Origin of the sequence: Halorubrum sp. Atlit-26R, assembly GCF_003666015.1 — an archaeon.
Taxonomy (GTDB): Archaea; Halobacteriota; Halobacteria; order Halobacteriales; family Haloferacaceae; genus Halorubrum.
The window spans coordinates 170,773-193,131 of the sequence record NZ_QPLT01000001.1 but is presented as its reverse complement, the minus strand read 5'-3'; the positions used below and the strand labels follow the sequence as shown (position 1 = coordinate 193,131).

Sequence of the window (22,359 nt, the reverse complement as noted above, 5' to 3'; positions counted from 1 at the left end):
TAAGTAATCACACAATATATGCCTTTCCGTGCCGGGATACCTCGCCGCACCCGAAAGCCGAGTTTTTTAGCCGGGTGCCGCCGAAGGGCGGATATGACTCAGTCGGGGCTGTCGGACTTCTCGTCGACCGGGGACGCGGGCGACGGAACCGACGGCGACACGGAAACCGAACGGGAGGAGCTGGCCGCCCAGGAGGCGGCCGTCGTCGCCGGCGGCGGACGCGGGCACGTCAGCGACGTGGTCGATGTCGACGAGGCGAAGTTCCCGGAGTCGACCGGGACCGTCGAGCTGATGATCACCCAGATCGACTACGCCGTCGAGGGGTACGGCAGCGACGAGTACCCGGTGGTCCACGTGTTCGGCCGGCGACCGGCCGAGAACGTCGAGGACGCCGACCACGACGTCGTCGAACACCTCCGCGTGCTGGGGGTGGAGCCGTACTTCTACGTGCCCACGGCCGACCTCGACCGCGACCCCGTCGAGGAGTACGACGCGGTGATCGGGACCCGCGAAGAGAACCCGGACGGCGAGCCGTACGAGAGCATCCGCGGCGAGCCGCTCACCCGGATCGTCACCCGGACGCCCCGGGACGTGGGGAACATCCGCGACGACTTCGAGACCAGCTTCGAGGCGGACATCCTGTTCCCGAACCGATTCCTGATCGACAACGGGCTCAACGGCGGGATCCGCGTCGAGGAGCGGCGGCTCGACGACGGCGAGGGGACGATCCAGGTCCACGAGGGCCACCTCGAACCGGCCGAGGTCGACGCTGACATGCGGGTGAACACCTTCGACATCGAGGTGGACGACCGGCGCGGCTTCCCCGAGGACGGCGAGGAGCCGATCATCTGTCTCACGAGCCACGACTCCTACGACGACGAGTACGTCGTCTGGCTGTACGACGCGCCGGAGGCCGAGGTGCCGCCGCCCGAGGACCTCCCCGACTACGAGGGGATCGTCGACGGGGGGGACGAGGCGATCGACTTCCGGGTCCGCACCTTCGAGGAGGAGGCCGCGATGCTCGACGCGTTCGTCGAGTACATCCAGGAAACCGACGTAGATCTTATGACGGGGTGGAATTTCGAAGATTTCGACGCACCATATCTCCTCGATCGGATGGAGGTCCTCGACGACGGCAGTCAGTACGACCTCTCCGTCGACCGCCTCTCCCGGATCGGCGAGGTGTGGCGCTCCGGGTGGGGTGGCCCCGACGTGAAGGGCCGGGTCGTCTTCGACCTGCTGTACGCGTACAAGCGCACGATGTTCACCGAGCTGGAGTCGTACCGCCTCGACGCGGTCGGCGAGCGCGAGCTCGGCGTCGGCAAGGAGCGCTACACGGGCGACATCGGCGACCTCTGGGAGCAGGACCCCGAGCGCCTCTTGGAGTACAGCATTCGTGACGTGGAGCTGTGCGTCGAGATCGACCGGAAACAGGACGTGATCGCCTTCTGGGACGAGGTGCGCACCTTCGTCGGCTGCAAGATCGAGGACGCGCCGACGCCCGGCGACACCGTCGACATGTACGTCCTCCACAAGGCGTTCGGGAAGTTCGCGCTGCCGACGAAGGGCCAACAGGAGTCGGAAGACTTCGAGGGCGGCGCCGTCTTCGAGCCGATCACGGGCGTCAAGGAGATGGTGACGGTCCAGGACCTGAAGTCACTGTACCCGATGTGCATGGTGACGATCAACGCCGGGCCGGAGACGAAGGTCGACCCCGACGAGTACGACGGCGAGACGTACGTCGCGCCCAACGGGACCCACTTCCGGAAGCAGCCGGACGGGATCATGCGCGAGATGGTCGACGAGCTGCTCTCCGAGCGCGAGGAGAAGAAGGCGCTCCGGAACGACCACGACCCCGGGACCGAGCCGTACGAGCAGTACGACCGGCAGCAGGCTTCTGTCAAGGTTATTATGAACTGTTTCACGCCGGACACCGAGGTCGTAACCCCGGACGGCGTTCGGTCGATTACGGACTTGGAGGTCGGCGACGCCGTGTACTCGCTCGACCCCGACACGGAGGAGATGGCGGTCAAGACCGTCGAGGAGACCCACGCGTACCCGGACTACCGAGACGAACTCGTCGACATCGAAACGTCGAAGATCGACTTCCGGGTGACGCCGAACCACCGGATGCTCGTCCGAAAGAACGAGACGAACGGGATCACCGAAGACGGGTACAGTTTCGTGGAGGCGGGCGACCTCGACCGGGCGACGAACTACGAACTACCTCACGATTGGGACGGGCCGGACGGCGAACGGATCGACGAGGTCGATCTGACCGAACTCGTCGACGGCGAGTACGAGGTGTGGGTCCGGCCGAGCGTCCACGGTCACACGTTCACCGCCGAACTCGGCTGGACGCCGCGACGCGTGCCGAAGGCGGACGTCGGCGAGACCGGCTACGTGTTCACCGCCTCGGAGTTCGAGGAACACCGTGAGTACGTCGAGTCGGTGTGCGAGACGAGTTTCGTCCACCGCGAGTCCGGGCGGAAGTGGATCCCGCGGACGTTCGACGGCGACGACTTCCTCGAACTGCTCGCGTGGTACGTCACGGAAGGGAACGTATACACCTCCGAAGAGAAGCGGTTCGGCGACAATCTCCGCGGCTCCGCGACGATGATACAGATCGCACAGGACGCGGTAGCCGACGGCGGCGACTCCGACCACGAGACGATCGGCCAGCTCCTCGACCGGATGGGGCTGGACTACTACGTGGACGACCGCAGCTATCAGTTCACCTCGGCGCTGCTCGGGGACCTCCTCCGGGACCGCTGCGGCGACGGGAGCTTCGAGAAGCGGATCCCGGACCGCGTCTTCGAGGCGACGAGGGCGCAGAAACGCGCGTTCCTGGAGACGCTGATCGACGGCGATGGCGACCGGCAACCGGGGTCGTGGCGGTACACGACGTCGAGCGAGACGTTACGGGACGACGTGCTCCGTCTGTGTGCCCACCTCGGACTCACCGCGAGCTACAATCGCGACAGCGGGAGCTGGCGGATCTACGTCACGGAAAGCGCGAAGAACACGCTTCGAATGCACCGGAGCGGAAGCCGAAGCGAGGCCGAAGACGGCGTCTACTGCGTGACCGTCGAAGACAACCACACGCTCCTCGCGGGGCGGAACGGGAAGTTCCAGTTCGTCGGCCAATCACTCTATGGGGTGACAGGTTGGGATCGGTTCCGGCTTTACGACAAAGAGGGCGCAGCAGCTGTCACGGCGACCGGTCGCGAAGTTATCGACTTCACCGAGGAGGCCGCGGAGGAGCTTAATTATCAGGTAGCTTATGGTGATACCGACAGCGTTATGTTGTCATTATCTGACATGTCGAAGGAAGAGGCGATCGAGACTTCCTTCGAGATAGAGGACCACATCAACGAGCGCTACGACGACTTCGCGCGCGACGAATTAAACGCCGAGTTCCACCGCTTCGAGATCGAGTTCGAGAAGCTCTACCGCCGGTTCTTCCAAGCGGGCAAGAAGAAGCGGTACGCGGGTCACATCATCTGGAAGGAGGGGAAAGACGTCGACGACATCGACATCACCGGCTTCGAGTACAAGCGCTCGGACATCGCCGGCATCACGAAGGAGGTCCAGCAGAACGTCATCGAGACGATCGTCACGGGCGACGACATCGACGAGGACTTAGAGGAGGTGAAAGCGTACCTCGTCGACGTCATCGCCCGCGTGCTCGACGGCGACGTCGACCTCGACGAGATCGGGATTCCGGGCGGGATCGGCAAGAAGCTCGACGCCTACGACACGCCGACCGCGCAGGTCCGCGGCGCGAAGTACGCCAACCTCATGCTCGGGACGAACTTCGGGAGCGGGTCGAAGCCGAAGCGGCTCTACATCGAGAAGGTCCACCCCGACTTCTGGGCGCGGATGGAAGACGAGGAGGGGCTCGACCCGCAGCGGGACCACTTGTACGGGGAGTTCAAACGCGACCCCGACGTGATCTGCTTCGAGTACGCTGACCAAGTGCCCGAGGAGTTCGAGGTCGACTGGGAGAAGATGCTGGACAAGACGCTGAAGGGCCCCATCGAGCGCGTGATAGAGGCGCTCGGGATGTCGTGGGAGGAGGTCAAGACGGGCCAAGAGCAGACCGGCCTCGGCTCGTTCATGTGACCGACGGCGAGGCGAAACGCCGCTCGTCGAAAGCAGTTTTCGATTGGTAGAAAATTTCTTGGTCGATCTGCGATTTTTGACGGGGAGATTCGTAACCATTAACCCCCTCAACCCCCACCGTTAACGTACGAGGCACGAGAATACATATGGCTACTCTCGAAATCAACGATCTTCACGCACGAGTGGCGGAAGAGGGCGGCGAACGCATCCTTCTCGGGGTCGACCTGACCGTCGAGTCCGGCGACATCCACGCGCTGATGGGCCCCAACGGCTCGGGCAAGTCGACGCTGGCGAAGGTGATCGCCGGCCACCCGGCGTACGAGGTTACCGGCGGCGAGATCCTCCTCCACCTCAGCGAGGAGGACGTCGCCGACGTCGACGCCGACCTCGACGACGAGGACTACCACTGGGAGCTGCTCGAGCTGGAGCCGAACGAGCGCGCCGCGCTCGGCATCTTCCTCGGCTTCCAGTACCCCGCGGAGATCGAGGGCGTCACCATGACGAACTTCCTCCGCCAGGCCCTCAACGCGAAAGCGGACGAGCGCGAGGAGCTGTTCGAAGAGGAGGACGAGGAGGAGGAAGCCGAGGCCGACGACGAGGACGACGAGGGCTACGAGACCTCTCCGATGGAGGGCCCCGCGGACGACGGCGAGATCGGCGTCGCCGAGTTCCAGGAGATCCTCTCCGAGAAGATGGAGCTGCTCGACATGGACGAGAAGTTCATGCAGCGCTACCTCAACGCCGGCTTCTCCGGCGGGGAGAAGAAGCAGAACGAGGTCCTCCAGGCCGCGATGCTGGAGCCGAGCGTCGCCGTGCTCGACGAGATCGACTCCGGGCTCGACATCGACCGCCTGAAGGACGTCTCGAAGGGGATCAACGCGCTCCGCGACGAGCAGGGCACGGGCATCCTCCAGATCACCCACTACCAGCGCATCCTCGACTACGTCGAACCCGACCACGTTCACGTCATGCTCGACGGCGAAGTCGTCAAGAGCGGCGGCGCGGAGCTCGCCGAGAAGCTGGAGGACGAGGGGTACGACTGGGTCCGCGAGGACGCCTTCGAGGCGGCGTAACCGAATGCGGGCACGCGACACACCTAAACACGGAAATCCGTAACGATACACTATGAGTTCACAACAGGACGACCTCAAGGAGACAGACACCGAGGCCCGCTTCGAGTTCAAGAAGGAGGAGAAGTCCGCCTTCAAGAGCGAAAAGGGCCTCACCGAGGAGACGGTCCGCGTCATCTCGGAGGACAAGGACGAACCGGAGTGGATGCTGGAGCGGCGCCTGCGCGCGCTCGAGCAGTTCCAAGAGATGCCGATGCCGACCGACTGGCCCGGGCAGCCCGATCTCTCCGAGGTCGACGTCGAGGAGATCGTGCCGTACATCCGCCCGGACATCGACAAGCGCGGCGGCGCGGACAGCTGGGAGGACCTCCCGGAGGAGATCCAGGACACCTTCGACAAGCTGGGCATCCCGGAGGCCGAAAAGAACGCGCTCTCGGGCGTCGGCGCGCAGTACGAGTCCGAGATCGTCTACCAGAACATGCAGGAGCGCTGGGAGGAGAAGGGCGTCATCTTCTGTGACATGGACAAGGCCGTCCAGGAGCACGAGGAGATCGTCCGCGAGCACTTCATGACGAAGTGCGTCCCCCCGAGCGACAACAAGTTCGCGGCGCTTCACGGCGCCATCTGGTCCGGCGGCTCGTTCGTCTACGTCCCGGAGAACACCACCGTGGAGATGCCGGTCCAGGCGTACTTCCGGATGAATAGCGAGGGGATGGGCCAGTTCGAGCACACGCTCATCATCGCCGAGGAGGGCTCCGAGGTCCACTACATCGAGGGCTGTTCCGCCCCGAAGTACTCGGCGTTCAACCTCCACTCGGGCGGCGTGGAAGTGTTCGTCGGCGAGGACGCCCACGTCCAGTACTCGACCGTCCAGAACTGGTCGAAGAACACGTACAACCTGAACACCAAACGCGCCATCGCCGAGAAGGGCGGGCGCATGGAGTGGATCTCCGGCTCGATGGGGTCGAAGGCGACGATGCTGTACCCGTCGACGATCCTGAAGGGCCGCGGCGCCTCCGACAACCACATCACCATCGCCTTCGCGGGCGAGGGGCAGGACATCGACACCGGCGCGAAGGTGTACCACAACGCGCCGAACACGAAGTCCACCGTCGAGTCGAAGTCGATCGCGAAGGACGGCGGCCGCACCAACTACCGCGGCCTCGTCCACATCGCCGACGGCGCCGAGAACTCCTCGACGGCCGTGGAGTGCGACGCGCTGATGTTCGACAACGAGTCGACGTCGGACACGATGCCGTACATGGAGATCAACGAGTCGAAAGTCGACGTCGCCCACGAGGCGACCGTCGGCAAGATCGGCGACGAGGACATCTTCTACCTCCAGTCGCGCGGTCTCGACGACGACGACGCCAAACAGATGATCGTCTCCGGGTTCATCGAGCCGATCACGGAGGAGCTGCCGATCGAGTACGCCGTCGAGCTCAACCGGCTCGTCGAGCTGGAGATGGAGGGTTCGCTCGGATAACATGAGCACGCAAGCAATCGAGAGCCTCTCGGAGGACACGGTACGACGCATCGCCGACGAACGCGACGAGCCCGAGTGGCTCCGACAGACCCGACTCGACGCGCTGGCCGCGCTGGAGACCTCCGACCTACCCGACGTCATCCAGACGCCGGGCCGCCGCTGGACCGACCTGGAGGCGCTGGACTTCGAGGCGCTCGTCGACCCGCTGAACCAGGCCGACGAGACCGAGCGGACCGCGGGCGACGACGAGGTCGTCGTCCTGCCGTTCACCGAGGCGCTCGCCGAGTACGGCGACGTCATCGAGGCGAACTTCGGGTCCGTCCTCGACCCCGAGCACAACTACCTCACGGCGCTTTCCGTCGCGCTGTTCACCACCGGCACGTTCGTCTACGTCCCCGAGGGCGTCGACGTCGAGGACGTGACGGTGCGCGCGGAGATGAACTCCCGCTCGCTGTTCAGCCAGACGCTCGTCGTCGCCGAGGAGTCGTCCTCGGTGACGATCCTCGAGTCGATCACGTCCGGTGACGCCGACGTCGACGGCGACCGGTACTTCTCGAACCTCGTCGAGGTCGTCGCGGGCGAGAACGCGAACGTCCAGTTCGGCTCGCTCCAGAACCTCGACGACGACGCGTACACCTACTCGCTGAAGCGCGGCGTGACCGACACGTACGCGACGGTCGACTGGATCGAGAGCAACTTCGGCTCGAAGCTCACGCGCTCTGACATCGAGACCGAGCTCGACGGCGACGGCTCCGAGAGCCAGATCGTCGGGACGTTCTTCGGCACGGACGACCAGCACTTCGACATCAACGCCCGCGTGTGGCACCAGGCCGAGCAGACGACCGCCGACCTGGTCACCCGCGGCGTGCTCGACGACGTCGCCCGCTCCGTCTACGAGGGCGTTCAGGACGTCGGCGAGGACGCGTGGAACACCTCCAGCTACCAGCGAGAGAACACGCTGATGCTGTCGGACGACGCCGAGGCCGACGCGTCGCCGAAGCTGATCATCCACAACCACGACACCGAGGCCTCCCACTCCGCGACGGTCGGGCAGGTCGACGCCGAGGACCTGTTCTACCTCGAGAGCCGCTCGATCGACTCGCGGACGGCCCGGAACATGCTCGTCGAGGGCTTCTTCGTGCCCGTCTTAGAGGAGATCGCGGTCGACGAGTTCCGCGACGACGTCGAGGAGCTCGTCTTCGAGCGACTTCAGTAAGCCGTCCGAGCGGACGATTTTTTCGACCCCAGCGCGTTCTCGGAGCGACCGGCCCGCGAGGGGAATCTCTTAAGACCGACGACGCCCGAGTCGGAGGTATGCGAACCCGCGTATCGCGCCGTCTCGGGTGGTCGCGGTGAGCGTGAGCCAGCGGGTCGCCTCCGACGACCAGCTCGCGCGGCTGCTCCAGATCGGAATCGTGCTCGAAGAGGTCGTCGAAGCGCGAACGCACCGCCACTACCAGCAGCTGGACGCCGAGCTCGACGAGGAGGTGGAGACGCTGCTCGCGGACGCCGCCGAGGAGTCCGCCGACCACCGCGAGCGCTTAGAGGCGCTGATCGAGGGGCTCGGCGTCGACAGCGTCCCGTTCGACGAGATCGAGTCGCTGGTCGACGCCCGCTACGGGCGGACGCGGCCGGAGGACTTCGATGACGTGCTGTACGACCAGCTGTGCAACGAGGAGACGGCGTACAAGTTCTACGACGACCTCATCGAGGCGATCGAGGACTCCGAGGCGACGTTCTCGATCGACCGCGAGGAGCTGATCGCGACCCTGACGACGATCCGCGACGAGGAGGCCGAGGGAGTGCGCGAGGTCACGGAGGTCATGGAGCGCCGATGAACCGGGCAGACGAGTCGCCGACGAGCGCCGACGGAGGACAGCCGTGAACACCGCAGACCAGTACCTCAAGACGATATACGTCGTACAGGACAGCGAAGACGGCCCCGCCTCGACCGGGTCGATCGCCGACTCGCTCGGCGTCAGCCCGGCCAGCGCCAACGAGATGATCGGCAAGCTCGAGGAGCGCGGGCTCGCCGAACACGAGAAGTACAAGGGCGTCACGTTGACCGACGACGGCATCGTCCGGGCGCGGGACGCCCTCCAGACCTACTGTATCATCGAGCGCTTCCTCGCGAACGTCCTCGCGGTCGAGGACTTCCAGGCGGAGGCCCGCGAGCTGGAGGCCGTCATCGACGACACGGTCGCCGAGCGGCTCGACACGATCATCGACCGCCAGCCGGAGTGCCCGGACTGCTTCGACCCCGAGTCCGACGCCTGCGCGTGCCTGGAGGTCGCGGCCGCGCCGGTCGAGCCGGAACAGCAGTAGCGCGGCCGCAGAAATCCCCGTCAGCGGTCCTTAGACGCCGGTCGAGTAGCGTAGGATGCCGGCGATGCCGCCGAACGCGTCGAGCAGCTGCTCGCCCTTCTCGAAGTCCGTGGAGATGAACCGGGTCTCCGTGCCGCGCTGCTCGGCGATGGCCATCAGGTGTTCGATGACGTCCTCGCGCTCCTCGACCGCGGCCTCGTCGCCGCACTCGCTACACTCGTGGTCGGGCGTCGAGTGCCGGGCGTCGACCACCTCGTACTCCTCGTGGTCGTTCGGGCACTCGTAGACGACGACGTCGGAGCGGAGGTCCTCGGAGATGAGCAGCCGGTCGACGGAGCCCATGATCAGGTTCCGACGGGTCTGTTCGAACCCGTAGGTGGCTTCCTGCCCGGTGTTGAGCTTCTCGAAGAACTCCTCCATGTCGTTTTTGTCCTGGACGATCTCCTGGTCGGCGAGCGCCTCCTGGCCCGCGTCGACGAGGTCCTTCAGCCCGGACTCGTCGGTGTAGGCGACGTCGAACTTGCCCAGCACCTTGTCCTGGAGCTCGTGGTGGAGGTAGTCGCCGTCGAGGAACTCGTCTTTCGTCGGCGAGGGGCCGCCGACGAGGATGCCGTCGAGCTCGTGGCGCTTGTCGACGAACAGGTCGTTGGCCATTCCCGCGACCTCCTGGTAGAAGTTGTCGATCGCTTCGAGCCGGAGGCGGGCGAACCGCTGGGCGGACTGGCCACCCTTCCGCTGTTTGCCGGGGACGAGCGAGGAGGCGGACTTGACGGGCTCGACGCGTTTCCCCTTCAGCCAGCCGACGTTCGCCTCGCGGCGGTCCAAGACGATGAGCCCGAACAGCCCGGAGTCTTCGAGCATGTGTTCGAGCGGCTCGGTGAGGAACTCCGAGTCGCAGTGGTATCGGAACGACTCGACGGGCTGCGGGGGTGACTCCAGCGTCCGCGTGACCATGTCGGTCTGGCCGCCGCCGCTGTCGATCGCGCCCGAGAAGATCACGATCCCGTTGTCGGGCGGGAACGTGTCGTAGTAGCGCAGTCGGTCCTTGATCGACGTGAGCGCGTCCTGAACGGCGGTCCGGGTCTGCTTCGACTTGATGTTGGACGCCTCGCTGTGCTCTTGGGTGACGTGGGCCACCACGTCGGAGATCTGCTTGTCCTCGGGGATGTAGATGGTGACGAGCTGGGTGCCGGAGCCCTCGTAGTCTTTGAGCTCCTCGATGACCTTGCGGAACTCGTACTTCCGGCGGTCCTCGTTCGCCTCCTGTGCGTCGCTACTCATTGCCTGAAATACGGTCGCGTGCGTGTAAGTAAGCTTTGACCTCCCGGCCGGCGCGTCGGTAGCGGGTCGCACGGGTCGCTAAGCGCACGACCATTTATAAACACCGTGCGGTGGCGCGTGCCTCCGAGTGGCCGCCCTCGGCGGCCGCGAGGAGCACGCGCGAGGGAGTCGGGCGCTTCGAGGGCGACCGGAGGGAGCCCGAAGGATGCGCCCGACGAGGCTGGGGAGGCGTGAGGCGCGGGGCGGTGCTGTGTGGGGCGGGACTCAAAGGGGCAGCCGTGAGGACAGCGCAGGCGACGCAAGGACCACAGGGAGCGAGCAGGGCGAGCGACCGAGGACCGCAGCGAGCGTGCGCTGTCCTCGCGGCTGGGGCTTTGGAGGTGTTCGCCGCCGATCCGCGATCAGCCATTTATAAGCGAGCGACTGGGGCTTTGGAAGCACTCTCTACCGACCCCCGATCAGCACCCGAAGAAGGCCGAACTCGACAGCCCCGATCCTACATCGACTCCGGCGCCTCGACGCCCAGCACGTCGAGCGCGTTCGCCATCGTGTGCTTCGCGGCCGCGACGACCGCGACGCGGGCGTCCCGCAGCTCGTCGGTCTCGGCGGTCACGACCGGGCACTCGCGGTAGAAGGCGTTGTACGCGTCGGCGAACTCGCGGGTGAACGTCGCGATCGTGTGCGGTTCGAGGTCGTCCGCCGCCGCCTCGATCGCTGCGGGGAATCTGGCGACCTCACGGAGGAGCTCGCGGGCTTCCTCGGTTTCGAGAGCGCTCGCGTCCACGTCGAGCGCGTCGGGGTCGACACGCCCGTCGGCGTCGGCGGTCACGCCAGGCACGTCGACGCCCTCGGCCGCGGCCTCGTCGAGGATCCCGGCGCAGCGCGCGTGGACGTACTGGACGAACGGGGCCGACTGCGCCTCGAAGTCGAGCGCGTCCTCCCACTCGAAGGTGATCGCCTTCGCGGGCTGCTTGGAGACGATGTCGTACCGGACCGCGCCGATCCCCACCTGGTGGGCGATGCGCTCGACGTCCGCCTCGGTGAGGTCGTCGTCGCGGATGCGGTCGTCCATCCGGGACTCGACGGCGTCGCGGGCGCGGTCGATCGCCTCGTCGAGCAGGTCGTCGAGCATCACGCCGGTCCCCCGCCGAGTCGACATCTTCCCGTCGGGGAGGTTGACGTACGAGTAGATGACGTGGCCGAGCCGGTCGGTGTCGTTGCCGAGCAGCTCGAGGGTCGCGTCCAGCTGGTCGGCCTGGAGCTTGTGGTCCTCGCCGAGGACCGTGACCGCGCGGTCGTAGTTCGCGAACTTCCACTCGTGGTGGGCCAGGTCGCGGGTGGTGTAGAGGCTCGTGTCGTCCGAGCGCAGGAAGACGAGGTTCTTGTCGATCCCCCACTCGTCGAGCTCCAGCTGCCAGGCGTCCTCCTCGTAGACGGCCTGATCGGTCTCCTTGAGCCGCGCCGCGATGTCGTCGGTCGAGCCGTCGCGCATGAACCGCGTCTCCTTGACGAACTCGTCGAACTCCGCGGGGAGCCGCGCGAGGCACTCTTTCATCCCGCCGAGGACGGTGTCGACGACCTCGCCGACGCGCTCGTAGGTCGCCTCGTCGCCGGCTTCGAGCCCCTGAAGGATGTCCTGAATCTCCGCCTCCGCGGCCTCGACCGCGTCGGCGTCGGCCTCTTCGAGGAAGGCGTTCCCCTTCCGGTAGTAGCGCACGAGGTCGTACTCCGCGCGGTCGCGCGCGGGCTCGGCGTCGAGGTCGGCCTCGTCGAACCGCTCGTAGGCCCACGTGAACACCGCCATCTGGCGGCCGGCGTCGTTGACGTAGTAGTGACGGTCGACGTCGTACCCCGCGTACTCCATGAGGTTCGCGACGGCGTCGCCGACGATGGGGTTGCGCGCGCGGCCGACGTGGACCGGGCCGGTCGGGTTCGCGCTGGTGTGCTCGACCACGACCGACGCGTCCCGGTCGGGGAGCGCGCCGTAGTCGCCGTCGACGGCCGCCGAATCGAGCGTGTCCGCGAGGTAGCGCTCGTTGGCGTGGAAGTTCACGTACGGCCCGGCGGTGTCGACGCTCGCGATGTAGTCGGCGCCTTCGACCGATACCGCTTCGGCGACCTCGCCCGCCACCTGCGGCGGGGGCGCGCCGACCTCGCCCGCGAGCCGGAAGGCGACGCTGGAGGCGAGCGTCGCGTCCATGTCGTCGGGCGGGCGTTCGATGCCGAGGTCGTCGGTCGGGAGGTCGAGATCGGCGAGCGCGTCCGCGAGCGCCGCCTCGACCTCCGACCGGAACTGCCTGAACATACCGTCCGTTCGACGGGCGGGTTAAAAGGCCCTTCCGAACCGGCTCGAAACGGAAGACGGGAAATCGGTGGGGCGAAACGTGAGACTCTACGAACCGCGGTGGCGCGTGCCTGTGAGGCCGCATCGCGGCCGAACAGCACCGCGCGAGGGACGCCGCGAGCGACCGAAGGGAGCGAGCGGCGAGGCTGGGGAGGTGTGAGGTGCCGTGCGGAGCGGTACGGGGCGGGGCTCAAAGGGGCAGCCGCGAGGCGGGCGCAGGCGACGTAAGCACCGCAGGGAGCGAACCTGTGAGCGACCGAGGAGCGCAGCGAGCGTGCGCCCGCCTCGCGACTGGGGCTTTGGAAGTGTTCACCGCAGGTCTACAGACGATTATTTGCCGCTGTTGAAATCCTATTCTTCAGACAGAGTTCACCTGAAACGTCTAGTCGCTGAAGAGTGCTACCTAATCGGTAGCGGGAGTACGTGTAGTACGTCGTAAGTGAGGCCATTTATAAGTAGAATCTCGGTTTTGCCGTTGACTGTTTATAAATGCTTGAGGCTGGTGGGATGAGGATCTCCAAAGCCCCAGTCGCGACGGCTCGCGCGCCTTGCTGCGCTCCTCAGTCGCTCGTTTCACTCGCTCCTTGCGGTGCTTACTGCGGCGTGCTTCGCCCTCGCGACTGCCCCTTTGAGTCCCACCCTGCCCCGCACAGCGACCGCACCTCACACCTCCCCAGCCTCGTCAGTCGCCTCCGCTTCGCTCCGGCGACTGACTCCCTCGCGGGCTGGCTCGCGGCCTCCGCTTCGCTCCGGCCGCTCGCAGGCGCGCCACCGCCTGCCATTTATAAGCGACCGTCGGTGCCGCTGGCGACCATTTAAACACCGAATCGCTGCTACCGATCTGCGATACTCACTCCCGTTATCGCTCACCGCTAACCCCTGTATTGACCGTTGCTGGGGCAGAATATATCACTTGCTGAGAATTTCACCAGAGCCGACTATTTATAACCGAGCGGCCGGGAGTTCGGAAGCACCTCCCGCAGAACAGCCGAGCCCGGGGTCGTATTCTTACGAGACAATCTCGTCGATCAGCTCGCGCGCGCTGCGCCGCACGGCCGCGTCGCTCTCGATCGACGGCTCCCACCCGAGGTCCGTGAGCTTCTCGATCGACAGGCGCATCTTCGGCACGTCGCCGGTCCAGCCGCGATCGCCGCCGGTGTAGGCGTACTCCGGCTCCACGCCCAGCTCCTCGCTCACGATGTCGGCGATGTCGGTGACGGAGGTGGTCGTCCGCGTCCCGAGGTTGTACACGTTGTACGCGTCGTCCGCGTGCTCGACGACGTGCCGGATGGCGTCGACGCACTCGGAGACGTGCATGTACGACTTCTCCTGGCGGCCGTCGCCGAGGATCTCCAGCTCCGTCGGGTCCTCGTCCAACTTCTCGATGAAGTCGGGGATCACGTTGCCGCGCTGGCGCGGGCCGACGATGTTCGCGAAGCGGAACACCCACGACCGGACCCCGTAGGAGTGCGCGAACGTCGAGATCAGCGCCTCGTCGGCGAGCTTCGAGGAGCCGTAGATCGAGATGGGCTCCATCGGCGCGTAGTCCTCCGGCGTCGGCCGCGGCGCCTCGCCGTACACCGTCGAGGAGGAGGTGAACGCGAACCGGTCGACGCCGACCTCGCGCATCCGCTCCAAGACGTTGTACGTCATCTCGGTGTTCTCCTCGAACAGCTCGCGGTCGTCGTCGTAATTCGTGTCGGTGTACGCCGCGAAGTGGAAGACGATATCGAGGTCGTCGGTGACCGCGCGAGCGACGTCGTCGGCGTCGGTCACGTCCGCCTCGACGAACTCCGCGCCCTCGGGCACCCGATCTCGGGTCCCCTTCGAGAGGTCGTCGGCGACGCGCACGGTCGCGCCGCGGTCGAGCAGGTCGGCCGCGAGGTGGCTCCCGACGAGGCCGGCGCCCCCGGTGACGAGGACGCGCGAATCGGCGAGGTTCATACCGGTCGGTCGGCGGTCGCGGATAAGTACGTGTGGAATCGGGACGGGAACGGAGACGGAGCCCGACTACAGGTTCTCGAACGCCTCGTCGACGATTTCGCCGGTGTCGGCGATAATGTCCGCCATCACGTCGTCGTCCGGCGTCATCCCCACGAGCCGGGCGATGCGCATGATAGAGACGTGGTAGACGCGCTGGACGCCGGGCTCCTCCTCCCAGACCACGACGTTACACGGCATCAGCGCGCCGAGCTTGTTGTCGCTCGCGTCGAGCGCGCGGTCGGCGACCTCGGGGTTACACGCGCCCAGCACGTAGTAGGGGTCGCGACCCGCGTCGACCTTCTCGTTGAGCATCTCGGACGGCGAGAACTCGACGGGGACGCCGAACCCGGCGTCGGTGAACACCTCGCGGACGTGTTCGATCGCCTCCTCGTGGTCCATTTCGAGGGTGGCCTGCTGTTCGCCGATGTCGTCCGGGTCGATCTGCGTCGGGTCGATGGGAAGCGTCATTCGTGTACTGTCTTGGGCCTACGTAACAAAGGCTCTTCGGATGGCACGCGGAGAGAGCGGAGACGCGGCCAGCTGGGCATCGACCGCGCGGCTTCCGGGCGATACAGTATTGTGCTATTCGGGAACAACTTTAACCCGCTCTGCCGCCCTACTGTTCGATATGACGTCCGGTTCAGTGCGCGAGGACCTCGAACGCGACCTGGAGTGTCTGGACCTCTTAGAGTGCGTTCACGGGCTCAACGAGCGGGATCGGCGGGTCTTTCAGGAGCTCCACCAGACGGACGGGGCCCTCACCGTGGACGACGTGGCGGACCGACTGAACTGCGAGCGGTCGACGGCGTACCGGTCGATTTCGCGGCTCGTCGACGCCGACGTCGTCGTCCAGCGGCAGGAGAACTACGACCAGGGCGGGTACTACTACGTGTACCGACCGCGGACCTCGGAGGAGGCCGCTCGCGAGATGCAGCGGCTGCTCAACAGCTGGTACGCGACCGTCGGACAGCTCATTCAGGAGTTCGAAGACCGGTACGGCCGCGAGGCGGAGGAACGCGGGGATTGCCCGATTCGACCCGACCCCTGACGCGTGTACGGCCCCCCGCTCGTGTCGCAGTATTGTACAAAACATACAAATAAATAAATCGCTGGGGACCGAACGGGACACTATGGTCGACGACACGGGAACGGCCCGACCGACGACGGCCGGCGACGACGCTCCCGCCGAGTACGTGCGGGCCAACCGCGAGGCGCTGGTCTCGCTGGCCCTCGATCTGCTCGCGGTCGACACGTCGAATCCGCCCGGCGACACGCGCGAGATCGTCGCCGCGATCGAGCGGTACCTCGACCCGCTCCCGGTCGAGGTCGAGCGGTTCGCGGTCGACCCGGCGAAGCCGAACCTGCTCGTGCGGGTCCCGGGAGCGTCCGACCGCACGCTGCTGTACAACGGCCACCTCGACACCGTGCCGTTCGACGCCGACGCGTGGACGCGCGACCCGCTCGGCGAACGCGCCGACGGTCGTGTCTACGGCCGGGGGGCGACCGACATGAAGGGCGCCGTGGCGTCGCTGCTGTTCGCGGTCCGGGCCTTCGCGGCGACCGACACGGATCCCCCCGTCGACCTGCTGTTCGCGTTCGTGAGCGACGAGGAGGTGGGCGGCGACGCCGGGCTCCCGGCGCTGCTCGACGCGGGAGCGCTCGACGCGGACGCGTGCGTGATCGGCGAGCCGACCTGCGAGGAGGGGCGCCACTCCGTCACGGTCGCGGACCGGGGCAGCATCTGGCTGACGCTCGAGGCGTCGGGCGAGGCGGCGCACGGCTCCCGGCCGACGCTCGGCGTCAACGCCGTCGACCGGCTCTACGACGCCGTCAAGCGGTTGCGCCGGCGGTTCGGTTCCGAGCGGCTCGACATCGACGCCGAGATGGACCCGATCGTCGAGGAGTCGATCGAGTACTACGCCCCGTCGATGGGCGAGGCGACCGCGCGGGACCTGTTCCGGTACCCGTCGATCAACCTCGGCGTCTTCGAGGGCGGCGACGCGGTGAACGCCGTGCCTCAGTCGGCGCGCGCCGAACTCGACGTGCGCCTCACCGCCGGCGTCCACACGCCCGACGTGCTCGCGGGGATCCGCGAGTGCGTCGCCGACTGCGAGGGGATCACGGTCGCCGACGTCTCCTGGAGCATCGGCACCGCGGAGGACCCGGACGGCCCGCTCGTCGAGGCCGTCGCGTCGACGGCGACGGCCGTGACGGGGGACCGCGTCTTCAGGCGGAGCGCCACGGGCGGCGGCGACGCCAAGAAGCTCCGGAACGCCGGGATCTCGACCGTCGAGTTCGCGCTCGGGACCGACACGCTCCACGCCCCGGACGAGTACGTCCCGGTCGACGCGCTCGTCGACAACGCGGTCGTGTACACCCGGCTACCGGCGGCGTGGCGAGCTGAGATGGACGGTTAGCAGTCCGCAAGCGGGCGGGGCGTCTCGCCGCCGACCCGGAACGGGTGAGAAAGACGTATATACCGAAATGACCCAATTGTGGGCATGGTAGACAATATTAGCGTGGCGGACGGACGGCTCCGCGAGGGCGACGGACGTGGGTCTGCGGTCGTCGGGGGCGACCGACGCCGACGCCGAGGCCCGCACCGCCCGTTGGACGCCGACGCGCTCGACCCTCGCTGACGATGGAGCGGTTCCAGAACACCGGCCAGCCCGACTGGGACTGGTGGGGGAAGCTCTGGCCGACGCCGGGCGCGACGCTCCGAGACCTCGGGATCGGGGCCGGTCAGTCGGTGGCCGAGGTCGGCTGCGGGAGCGGCTACTTCGCGCTCCCGGCCGCCCGGATCGTCGAGCCCGCGCCGGTGTACGCGGTCGACTTGGACGAGTCGCTGCTCGGCGAGCTGGAGTCGCTCGCCGAGCGACAGGCGGTCGGGAACGTCGTCCCGGTCCACGGTGACGCCCGGAACCTGACCGAGCTCCTCCCGGAACGGGTCGACGCGCTCGTCGTGGCGAACACCTTCCACGGCGTCGACGACCGCGCCGAGTTCGTCGCGGAGGCGTTCGACGCGATCGAGCCCGGCGGCAGCCTGATCGTCGTCAACTGGCGCGACCGACCGCGCGAGGCGACGACCGTGGGGGGCGAGCCCCGAGGCCCGCCGACGGAGCTGCGGATGACCCCCGAGGAAACGGCGGAAGCCGTCACGCGAGCCGCGGCGTTCGAACTCGACCGGCGGATCGAGCTGCCGCCGTACCATTACGCGGTCGTGTTCCGACGGTAGCCCGCGGACGCCCCTCGCGCTCGGTCGCGGCCGACCCGTGTACACCGAACGACCAGATTATTAGAATAGTGGAATCCACGCACAAGTCTAATATGCCACGCGCGCAACTGCCGCACGTGAGACTGCCATGACCGACATCGAACCCGACGACACCGTCGACGCCAGAGGCGCAGCGTGTCCCGGCCCCCTGATGGACCTCATCGGAGCGATCCGAGGCGCCGAACCGGGAGACGTCGTCCGACTGCTGAGCGACAGCGACGGGTCGCTCACCGACGTCCCCGAGTGGGCCGAGGAGGCCGGCAACGAGCTGCTCGCCGTCGAGGAGCTCGACGACCACAACGCGTTCTACGTGGAGAAAGCATGACCGAGCGAATCGTCGTCCTCGGCGGCGGGACCGGCGGGTCGGTGCTCGCCAACGACCTCGCCGACCGGCTCGAACCCGAGCTCGACGCCGGCGACGTCGAGGTCACCCTGATCAACGACGGCCCCGACCACGTGTACAAGCCGGTCTGGCTGTACGTGCCGTTCGGCCAGCGCGAGCCGGCGGACGGTCGCCGCGCGCTCGACGAGCTCGTCGACGACGCGGTCGACCTCCGGATCGACCGCGTGTCCGAGGTCGACACCGACTCTCAGCGGCTCCGGTTCGACGGCGGCGGACCGCCGATGGAGTACGACTACCTCGTCTTGGCGACCGGGTCGACGCTGAAGCCCGAGCAGATCCCCGGCCTCGCGGAGGGCGGACACGACTACTACAGCGAGTCGGGCGCGACCGCCCTGCGCGAGGAGCTGCTGGAGTTCACTGAGGGCGAGATCGTGTTGAGCGTCATCGGGACGCCGCACATGTGTCCGGCGGCGCCGCTGGAGTTCGTCTTCATGGTCGACGACTGGTTCCGCGAGCGCGGCCTGCGCGAGGACGTCGAGGTCACCTACACGTACCCGATCCAGCGCGTTCACGGGAACCCCCACATCGCCGAGTGGGCCCGTCCCATCATGGAGGAGCGCGACATCAACGTGGAGACGTTCTTCAACGCCGAGTCGGTCGACCCCGACGCGGAGACGATCACGTCGATGGAGGGGACCGAGCTCGACTACGACCTCCTCGTGTCGATCCCGCCCCACGGCGGCGTCGACCTGATCGAGGAGGCCGGGCTCGGCGACGACGGCTGGGTCGACGTCGACAAGCACACGCTGGAGGCCGAGGCCGCGGAGAACGTCTACGCGCTCGGCGACACCGCCGACACCGGCGTCCCGAACGCGGGCAGCGTCGCCCACTATCAGGCCGGCGTCGTCGGGCAGCGCCTCGCGAGCGATGTCCGCGGTCGGCCGGCGACGGCGACGTACGACGGCAAGACGCTGTGTTTCATCGAGACCGGAATGGATTCGGCCTCGTTCGTCGAGTTCGACTACGAGAACCCGCCGTCGCCCGCGCCGCCCTCGGAGAAGCTCCACTGGTCGAAGCTGGCGTACAACGAGTCCTACTGGCTCACCGCGCGGGGGCTGCTCTGACCATGTCCGAGACGGAATCCTCCGAGTCGGCCGACCTCGAAGCGGCGATCGCGGAGAACCCGGAGGCGGTCGCCGCGTTCGTGGAGCGGCTCGACGCGGTCAACGAGCTGCTGGACGTGCTCTCCTTAGGGGAGAGCGCGCTGGACGACGAGATGGTCCGCGAGCTCTCGGCCACGGGGTCGACGCTCGCGGAGTCCGCCGACGGCCTCGCGACCGACGAGACCGTGGCGCTCGCCGAGGCGGTCGGCGAGAACGGCGACGAGCTGCGGGCGGCGCTCGACACGCTGGTCACGCTCCAGCGGAGCGGCACGCTCGACGAGATAGCCGAGATCGCCGAGGTCGGGTCGCTGGCGACCGCGGCCCTCGACGACGAGATGGTCGCGTCGCTGGCCGGGACCGGCGCCGCGCTCGGCGAGGTGGCACAGACCGCGGCCGACGACGACACCCGCGACGGCGTCGAGACGCTGCTGAAGGGCGTCGGCGAGGCGGAAAGCGAGTCGCCCGAGCGGGTCGGCGCCGTCGGGCTGCTCCGCGGCGTGCGCGACCCGGAGGTCCAGTACGGGTTGGGCTACCTGCTCGCGGTGGCGAGCGCGATCGGCCGCGAGCGGTCCGGCCGCGAGTGAACCGCCGCGGAGTCGCTGCGAGAGAACGAGCGTTCGAGAATCGGAACCGGAGTTCGGTCGGCGGCGGTCAGACGAGGAGCTGGATGTCCGCCTCGGCCATGTCCTGAATGGCGGTCGCGGCGCCGACGCCGGTGGTGACGCCGTCGTAGAAGTCGTCCTCGTCGTAGTCCATCAGCTCGATGGTCATCTGACAGGCCTGGAACTCCACGCCCATCTCCAGGCTCGTCTCGAGGAGCTCCTCGATCGTGGCGGTGTCGTTGTCCGTGATCCGCTTTTCCATCATCTTCGTCGTCACGCGGTCCATGCCGGGGAGCGCGGCGACGGCGTTGGGGACGGGCATGTTGGGGTTCCCGACGGAGCTGAGCTGGAGGTTCTTCGACCGCTCCTCGTGGAGCATGTCGAGCCCCCAGAAGGTGGTGAAGACGGTCACCTCGTAGCCGAACGCGGCCGCGGTGCTGGCGAGGATGAGCGGCGGGTACGCCATGTCCAGCGTCCCCTTCGTGGCGATGATGCTCATCTTCTTGCCGCCGTCCTCGGCGGTGGCCTCGGCGAGCGCCTCCTCGAGCTCGTCGACGCGCGCGGCCAGCTCCGCGCGCGAGGGCACTTCGTCGGCCGGCACGTCCTCGGTCGACGCGTCCTCGGTCTGCGCCTCCCCGGCCGACGCGTCGGGTGTGTCCGTGCTCATCGTTACTCCGTCTTGCGGACGTAGTGGTTGTACACGTCGTCGCCCTCCGTCTGGTCGACGAGCTCGACGCCCTCGGTGCCGTCGGCCCAGCCGTCGATGTCGCTCATGCTACCGGGGTCCGTCGCCACCACCTCGAGGACCTCGCCCGGGGCGAGGTCGTCGATGGCGGACTTCGTCTTCACCACTGGCATGGGGCACGATGCGCCTTTCACGTCGAGCGTCTCCGCGATGTCGAATTCGGCACTCATGGGATATCTGCTCCGGTTGTCTGTATTGGAGCTAGCGCACAATACCTCCCGGCACAGTAAAAGATTGTCGATTCTTGTGAAGATCGCCGACTACTGTATAAAGCCAAACCGGTTTAGACGACGTATAACCCGTGTTCGGGGACACCCGGGGCCCACCGGACAAAGATCTCCCTCCATAGTATTGTTTGAAATAGGAAATACTATGAAAATGCTTTTGTGCGTCGACCCGGTAGAACTGAGTGCGAAACATGAATGCCGACGACTTCCCGACTCCGGACGTCGACGTCGACTCCGTCGACCCGGAATCGCTCAAAGACCGAATCGACGCGGGCGAGGACGTCACGATCCTCGACGCGCGCATGCAGTCGGATTACGACGAGTGGCGCATCGACGGCGAGAACGTCACGTCGATCAACGTCCCGTACTTCGAGTTCCTCGAGGACGAGATCGACGACGACGTCCTCGATCGGATCCCCGACGACCGCGAGGTGACCGTCCTCTGCGCGAAGGGCGGCGCCAGCGAGTACGTCGCGGGCACGCTCGCGGAGCGCGGCTACGACGTCGACCACCTCGAAGACGGGATGAACGGCTGGGCGAGCATCTACGAGGCCGTCGAGGTCGACCGCTACGACGGCGCCGGCACGCTCCTCCAGTACCAGCGCCCCTCGTCAGGCTGTCTCGGCTACCTCCTCTACGACGACGGGGAGGCCGCGATCATCGACCCGCTCCGGGCCTTCACCGACCGCTACCTCGACGACGCCGACGACCTCGGCGTCGACCTGACGTACGCCATCGACACGCACGTCCACGCCGACCACATCTCGGGCGTGCGCGACCTCGACGCCGAAGGCGTGGAGGGCGTCATCCCCGACGCCGCCGTCGACCGCGGCGTCACCTACGCCGACGAGCTGACCACGGCCGAAGACGGCGACACCTTCGAAGTCGGCGACGCGGCGATCGAGACCGTCTACACGCCCGGCCACACGACCGGGATGACCTCCTACCTCGTCGACGAGAGCCTCCTCGCGACCGGCGACGGGCTGTTCATCGAGAGCGTCGCCCGTCCCGACCTCGAAGAGGGCGACGACGGCGCCCCCGACGCCGCGCGCATGCTGTACGAGTCGCTTCAGGAGCGGGTGCTGACGCTGCCCGACGACACCCTGATCGGCGGCGCGCACTTCAGCGACGCGGCCGTCCCGGCCGACGACGGCACCTACACGGCGCCGATCGGCGAGCTCGTCGAGGAGATGGACGCGCTCACGATGGAGGAGGACGACTTCGTCGAGCTGATCCTCTCGGACATGCCGCCGCGCCCGGCCAACTACGAGGACATCATCGCAACGAACCTCGGGCAGAACGCCGTCGACGACGAGGAGGCGTTCACCCTCGAGCTCGGGCCGAACAACTGCGCCGCCAGCCAAGACTCGCTCGCGGGTGACTGACGACGC

20 protein-coding genes are annotated in these 22,359 nt (G+C 67.0%); 14 read left to right on the top strand and 6 right to left on the bottom strand.

All coding sequences use genetic code 11. The annotated features are described in order from the left end of the window. The first annotated feature begins 93 nt into the window (after nucleotides 1–93). From DVK07_RS00900 to DVK07_RS00875, 6 genes are all read left to right on the top strand, one after another. Nucleotides 94–4,125 carry a DNA polymerase domain-containing protein gene (locus tag DVK07_RS00900; RefSeq protein ID WP_121595286.1) on the top strand — a complete coding sequence of 1,344 codons (4,032 nt, stop codon included), beginning with the start codon at nucleotides 94–96 and terminating at the stop codon, nucleotides 4,123–4,125. A gap of 146 nt (nucleotides 4,126–4,271) precedes the next feature. Further along, nucleotides 4,272–5,198 (top strand): ABC transporter ATP-binding protein, encoded by a 927-nt coding sequence (locus DVK07_RS00895; protein ID WP_121595285.1) that lies wholly within the window; start codon nucleotides 4,272–4,274, stop codon nucleotides 5,196–5,198. 52 nt (nucleotides 5,199–5,250) lie between these two features. Next, a complete protein-coding gene (gene sufB, locus DVK07_RS00890) occupies nucleotides 5,251–6,681 on the top strand; it encodes a Fe-S cluster assembly protein SufB (protein ID WP_121595284.1) in 1,431 nt (476 codons plus the stop codon). A 1-nt stretch (nucleotide 6,682) separates the two neighbouring features. Next, entirely contained in the window at nucleotides 6,683–7,897 is a 1,215-nt protein-coding gene (sufD, locus tag DVK07_RS00885; protein ID WP_121595283.1) for a Fe-S cluster assembly protein SufD, read from the top strand. A gap of 136 nt (nucleotides 7,898–8,033) precedes the next feature. Beyond that, nucleotides 8,034–8,519 (top strand): ferritin family protein, encoded by a 486-nt coding sequence (locus tag DVK07_RS00880; protein ID WP_121595567.1) that lies wholly within the window; start codon nucleotides 8,034–8,036, stop codon nucleotides 8,517–8,519. Between the two features lie 43 nt (nucleotides 8,520–8,562). Beyond that, on the top strand, nucleotides 8,563–9,006 hold the full coding sequence (locus DVK07_RS00875; protein ID WP_121595282.1) for a metal-dependent transcriptional regulator: 444 nt from the start codon (nucleotides 8,563–8,565) through the stop codon (nucleotides 9,004–9,006). A gap of 30 nt (nucleotides 9,007–9,036) precedes the next feature. On the opposite strand, the gene prf1 is transcribed toward DVK07_RS00875, so the two are convergent. The 4 genes from prf1 to DVK07_RS00855 all read right to left on the bottom strand — a co-directional run bounded on the left by prf1 (nucleotide 9,037) and on the right by DVK07_RS00855 (nucleotide 15,082). Further along, on the bottom strand, nucleotides 9,037–10,287 hold the full coding sequence (gene prf1 / locus DVK07_RS00870; RefSeq protein WP_121595281.1) for a peptide chain release factor aRF-1: 1,251 nt from the start codon (nucleotides 10,285–10,287) through the stop codon (nucleotides 9,037–9,039). Nucleotides 10,288–10,783: 496 nt separating this feature from the next. After that, nucleotides 10,784–12,592, bottom strand: coding sequence for an arginine--tRNA ligase (gene argS, locus DVK07_RS00865; protein ID WP_121595280.1), 1,809 nt, complete (start codon nucleotides 12,590–12,592; stop codon nucleotides 10,784–10,786). A gap of 1,047 nt (nucleotides 12,593–13,639) precedes the next feature. Next, nucleotides 13,640–14,575, bottom strand: a complete 936-nt coding sequence (locus tag DVK07_RS00860; protein ID WP_121595279.1) for an NAD-dependent epimerase/dehydratase family protein — start codon at nucleotides 14,573–14,575, stop codon at nucleotides 13,640–13,642. A gap of 66 nt (nucleotides 14,576–14,641) precedes the next feature. After that, nucleotides 14,642–15,082: a DUF302 domain-containing protein gene (locus tag DVK07_RS00855; protein WP_121595278.1), complete on the bottom strand. Its 441-nt coding sequence runs from the start codon at nucleotides 15,080–15,082 to the stop codon at nucleotides 14,642–14,644. 160 nt (nucleotides 15,083–15,242) lie between these two features. Here DVK07_RS00855 and DVK07_RS00850 point away from each other — a divergent pair, with 160 nt between their 5' ends. The 7 genes from DVK07_RS00850 (at nucleotide 15,243) to DVK07_RS00825 (ending at nucleotide 19,978) form a co-directional block, all read left to right on the top strand. After that, the gene (locus DVK07_RS00850; RefSeq protein WP_233565355.1) at nucleotides 15,243–15,662 is read left to right on the top strand and encodes a helix-turn-helix domain-containing protein; all 420 of its coding nucleotides are present in this window, start codon (nucleotides 15,243–15,245) and stop codon (nucleotides 15,660–15,662) included. 82 nt (nucleotides 15,663–15,744) lie between these two features. Then, nucleotides 15,745–17,031, top strand: coding sequence for a M20 family metallopeptidase (locus DVK07_RS00845; RefSeq protein ID WP_121595277.1), 1,287 nt, complete (start codon nucleotides 15,745–15,747; stop codon nucleotides 17,029–17,031). Between the two features lie 84 nt (nucleotides 17,032–17,115). After that, the gene (locus DVK07_RS22590; RefSeq protein ID WP_158603120.1) at nucleotides 17,116–17,253 is read left to right on the top strand and encodes a hypothetical protein; all 138 of its coding nucleotides are present in this window, start codon (nucleotides 17,116–17,118) and stop codon (nucleotides 17,251–17,253) included. A gap of 2 nt (nucleotides 17,254–17,255) precedes the next feature. Further along, the gene (locus DVK07_RS00840) at nucleotides 17,256–17,849 is read left to right on the top strand and encodes a class I SAM-dependent methyltransferase (RefSeq protein WP_121595276.1); all 594 of its coding nucleotides are present in this window, start codon (nucleotides 17,256–17,258) and stop codon (nucleotides 17,847–17,849) included. A 127-nt stretch (nucleotides 17,850–17,976) separates the two neighbouring features. Continuing rightward, nucleotides 17,977–18,213 (top strand): sulfurtransferase TusA family protein, encoded by a 237-nt coding sequence (locus DVK07_RS00835; protein ID WP_121595275.1) that lies wholly within the window; start codon nucleotides 17,977–17,979, stop codon nucleotides 18,211–18,213. Beyond that, nucleotides 18,210–19,355 (top strand): NAD(P)/FAD-dependent oxidoreductase, encoded by a 1,146-nt coding sequence (locus tag DVK07_RS00830; protein ID WP_121595274.1) that lies wholly within the window; start codon nucleotides 18,210–18,212, stop codon nucleotides 19,353–19,355. The genes DVK07_RS00835 and DVK07_RS00830 overlap by 4 nt, the downstream gene beginning before the upstream one ends. A gap of 2 nt (nucleotides 19,356–19,357) precedes the next feature. After that, the gene (locus DVK07_RS00825; protein ID WP_121595273.1) at nucleotides 19,358–19,978 is read left to right on the top strand and encodes a DUF1641 domain-containing protein; all 621 of its coding nucleotides are present in this window, start codon (nucleotides 19,358–19,360) and stop codon (nucleotides 19,976–19,978) included. A gap of 67 nt (nucleotides 19,979–20,045) precedes the next feature. Here the strand turns inward: DVK07_RS00825 and DVK07_RS00820 are convergent, their stop codons facing one another. Both DVK07_RS00820 and DVK07_RS00815 read right to left on the bottom strand, forming a co-directional pair. Further along, a complete protein-coding gene (locus DVK07_RS00820; RefSeq protein WP_233565354.1) occupies nucleotides 20,046–20,663 on the bottom strand; it encodes a DsrE/DsrF/DrsH-like family protein in 618 nt (205 codons plus the stop codon). Nucleotides 20,664–20,665: 2 nt separating this feature from the next. Then, a complete protein-coding gene (locus DVK07_RS00815; RefSeq protein ID WP_121595272.1) occupies nucleotides 20,666–20,911 on the bottom strand; it encodes a sulfurtransferase TusA family protein in 246 nt (81 codons plus the stop codon). 248 nt (nucleotides 20,912–21,159) lie between these two features. Between DVK07_RS00815 and DVK07_RS00810 the strand changes: the two genes are divergently transcribed. Further along, nucleotides 21,160–22,353, top strand: coding sequence for an MBL fold metallo-hydrolase (locus DVK07_RS00810; protein WP_121595271.1), 1,194 nt, complete (start codon nucleotides 21,160–21,162; stop codon nucleotides 22,351–22,353). The last annotated feature ends 6 nt before the right edge of the window (nucleotides 22,354–22,359 follow it).

Coding starts and splice junctions, on each gene's coding strand:
- DVK07_RS00900 (WP_121595286.1), top strand. CDS start 94: ATGACTCAGTCGGGGCTGTCGGACTTCTCGTCGACCGGGGACGCGGGC.
- DVK07_RS00895 (WP_121595285.1), top strand. CDS start 4,272: ATGGCTACTCTCGAAATCAACGATCTTCACGCACGAGTGGCGGAAGAG.
- sufB (WP_121595284.1), top strand. CDS start 5,251: ATGAGTTCACAACAGGACGACCTCAAGGAGACAGACACCGAGGCCCGC.
- sufD (WP_121595283.1), top strand. CDS start 6,683: ATGAGCACGCAAGCAATCGAGAGCCTCTCGGAGGACACGGTACGACGC.
- prf1 (WP_121595281.1), bottom strand. CDS start 10,287: ATGAGTAGCGACGCACAGGAGGCGAACGAGGACCGCCGGAAGTACGAG.
- argS (WP_121595280.1), bottom strand. CDS start 12,592: ATGTTCAGGCAGTTCCGGTCGGAGGTCGAGGCGGCGCTCGCGGACGCG.
- DVK07_RS00860 (WP_121595279.1), bottom strand. CDS start 14,575: ATGAACCTCGCCGATTCGCGCGTCCTCGTCACCGGGGGCGCCGGCCTC.
- DVK07_RS00855 (WP_121595278.1), bottom strand. CDS start 15,082: ATGACGCTTCCCATCGACCCGACGCAGATCGACCCGGACGACATCGGC.
- DVK07_RS00850 (WP_233565355.1), top strand. CDS start 15,243: ATGACGTCCGGTTCAGTGCGCGAGGACCTCGAACGCGACCTGGAGTGT.
- DVK07_RS00845 (WP_121595277.1), top strand. CDS start 15,745: ATGGTCGACGACACGGGAACGGCCCGACCGACGACGGCCGGCGACGAC.
- DVK07_RS22590 (WP_158603120.1), top strand. CDS start 17,116: ATGGTAGACAATATTAGCGTGGCGGACGGACGGCTCCGCGAGGGCGAC.
- DVK07_RS00840 (WP_121595276.1), top strand. CDS start 17,256: ATGGAGCGGTTCCAGAACACCGGCCAGCCCGACTGGGACTGGTGGGGG.
- DVK07_RS00835 (WP_121595275.1), top strand. CDS start 17,977: ATGACCGACATCGAACCCGACGACACCGTCGACGCCAGAGGCGCAGCG.
- DVK07_RS00830 (WP_121595274.1), top strand. CDS start 18,210: ATGACCGAGCGAATCGTCGTCCTCGGCGGCGGGACCGGCGGGTCGGTG.
- DVK07_RS00825 (WP_121595273.1), top strand. CDS start 19,358: ATGTCCGAGACGGAATCCTCCGAGTCGGCCGACCTCGAAGCGGCGATC.
- DVK07_RS00820 (WP_233565354.1), bottom strand. CDS start 20,663: ATGAGCACGGACACACCCGACGCGTCGGCCGGGGAGGCGCAGACCGAG.
- DVK07_RS00815 (WP_121595272.1), bottom strand. CDS start 20,911: ATGAGTGCCGAATTCGACATCGCGGAGACGCTCGACGTGAAAGGCGCA.
- DVK07_RS00810 (WP_121595271.1), top strand. CDS start 21,160: ATGAATGCCGACGACTTCCCGACTCCGGACGTCGACGTCGACTCCGTC.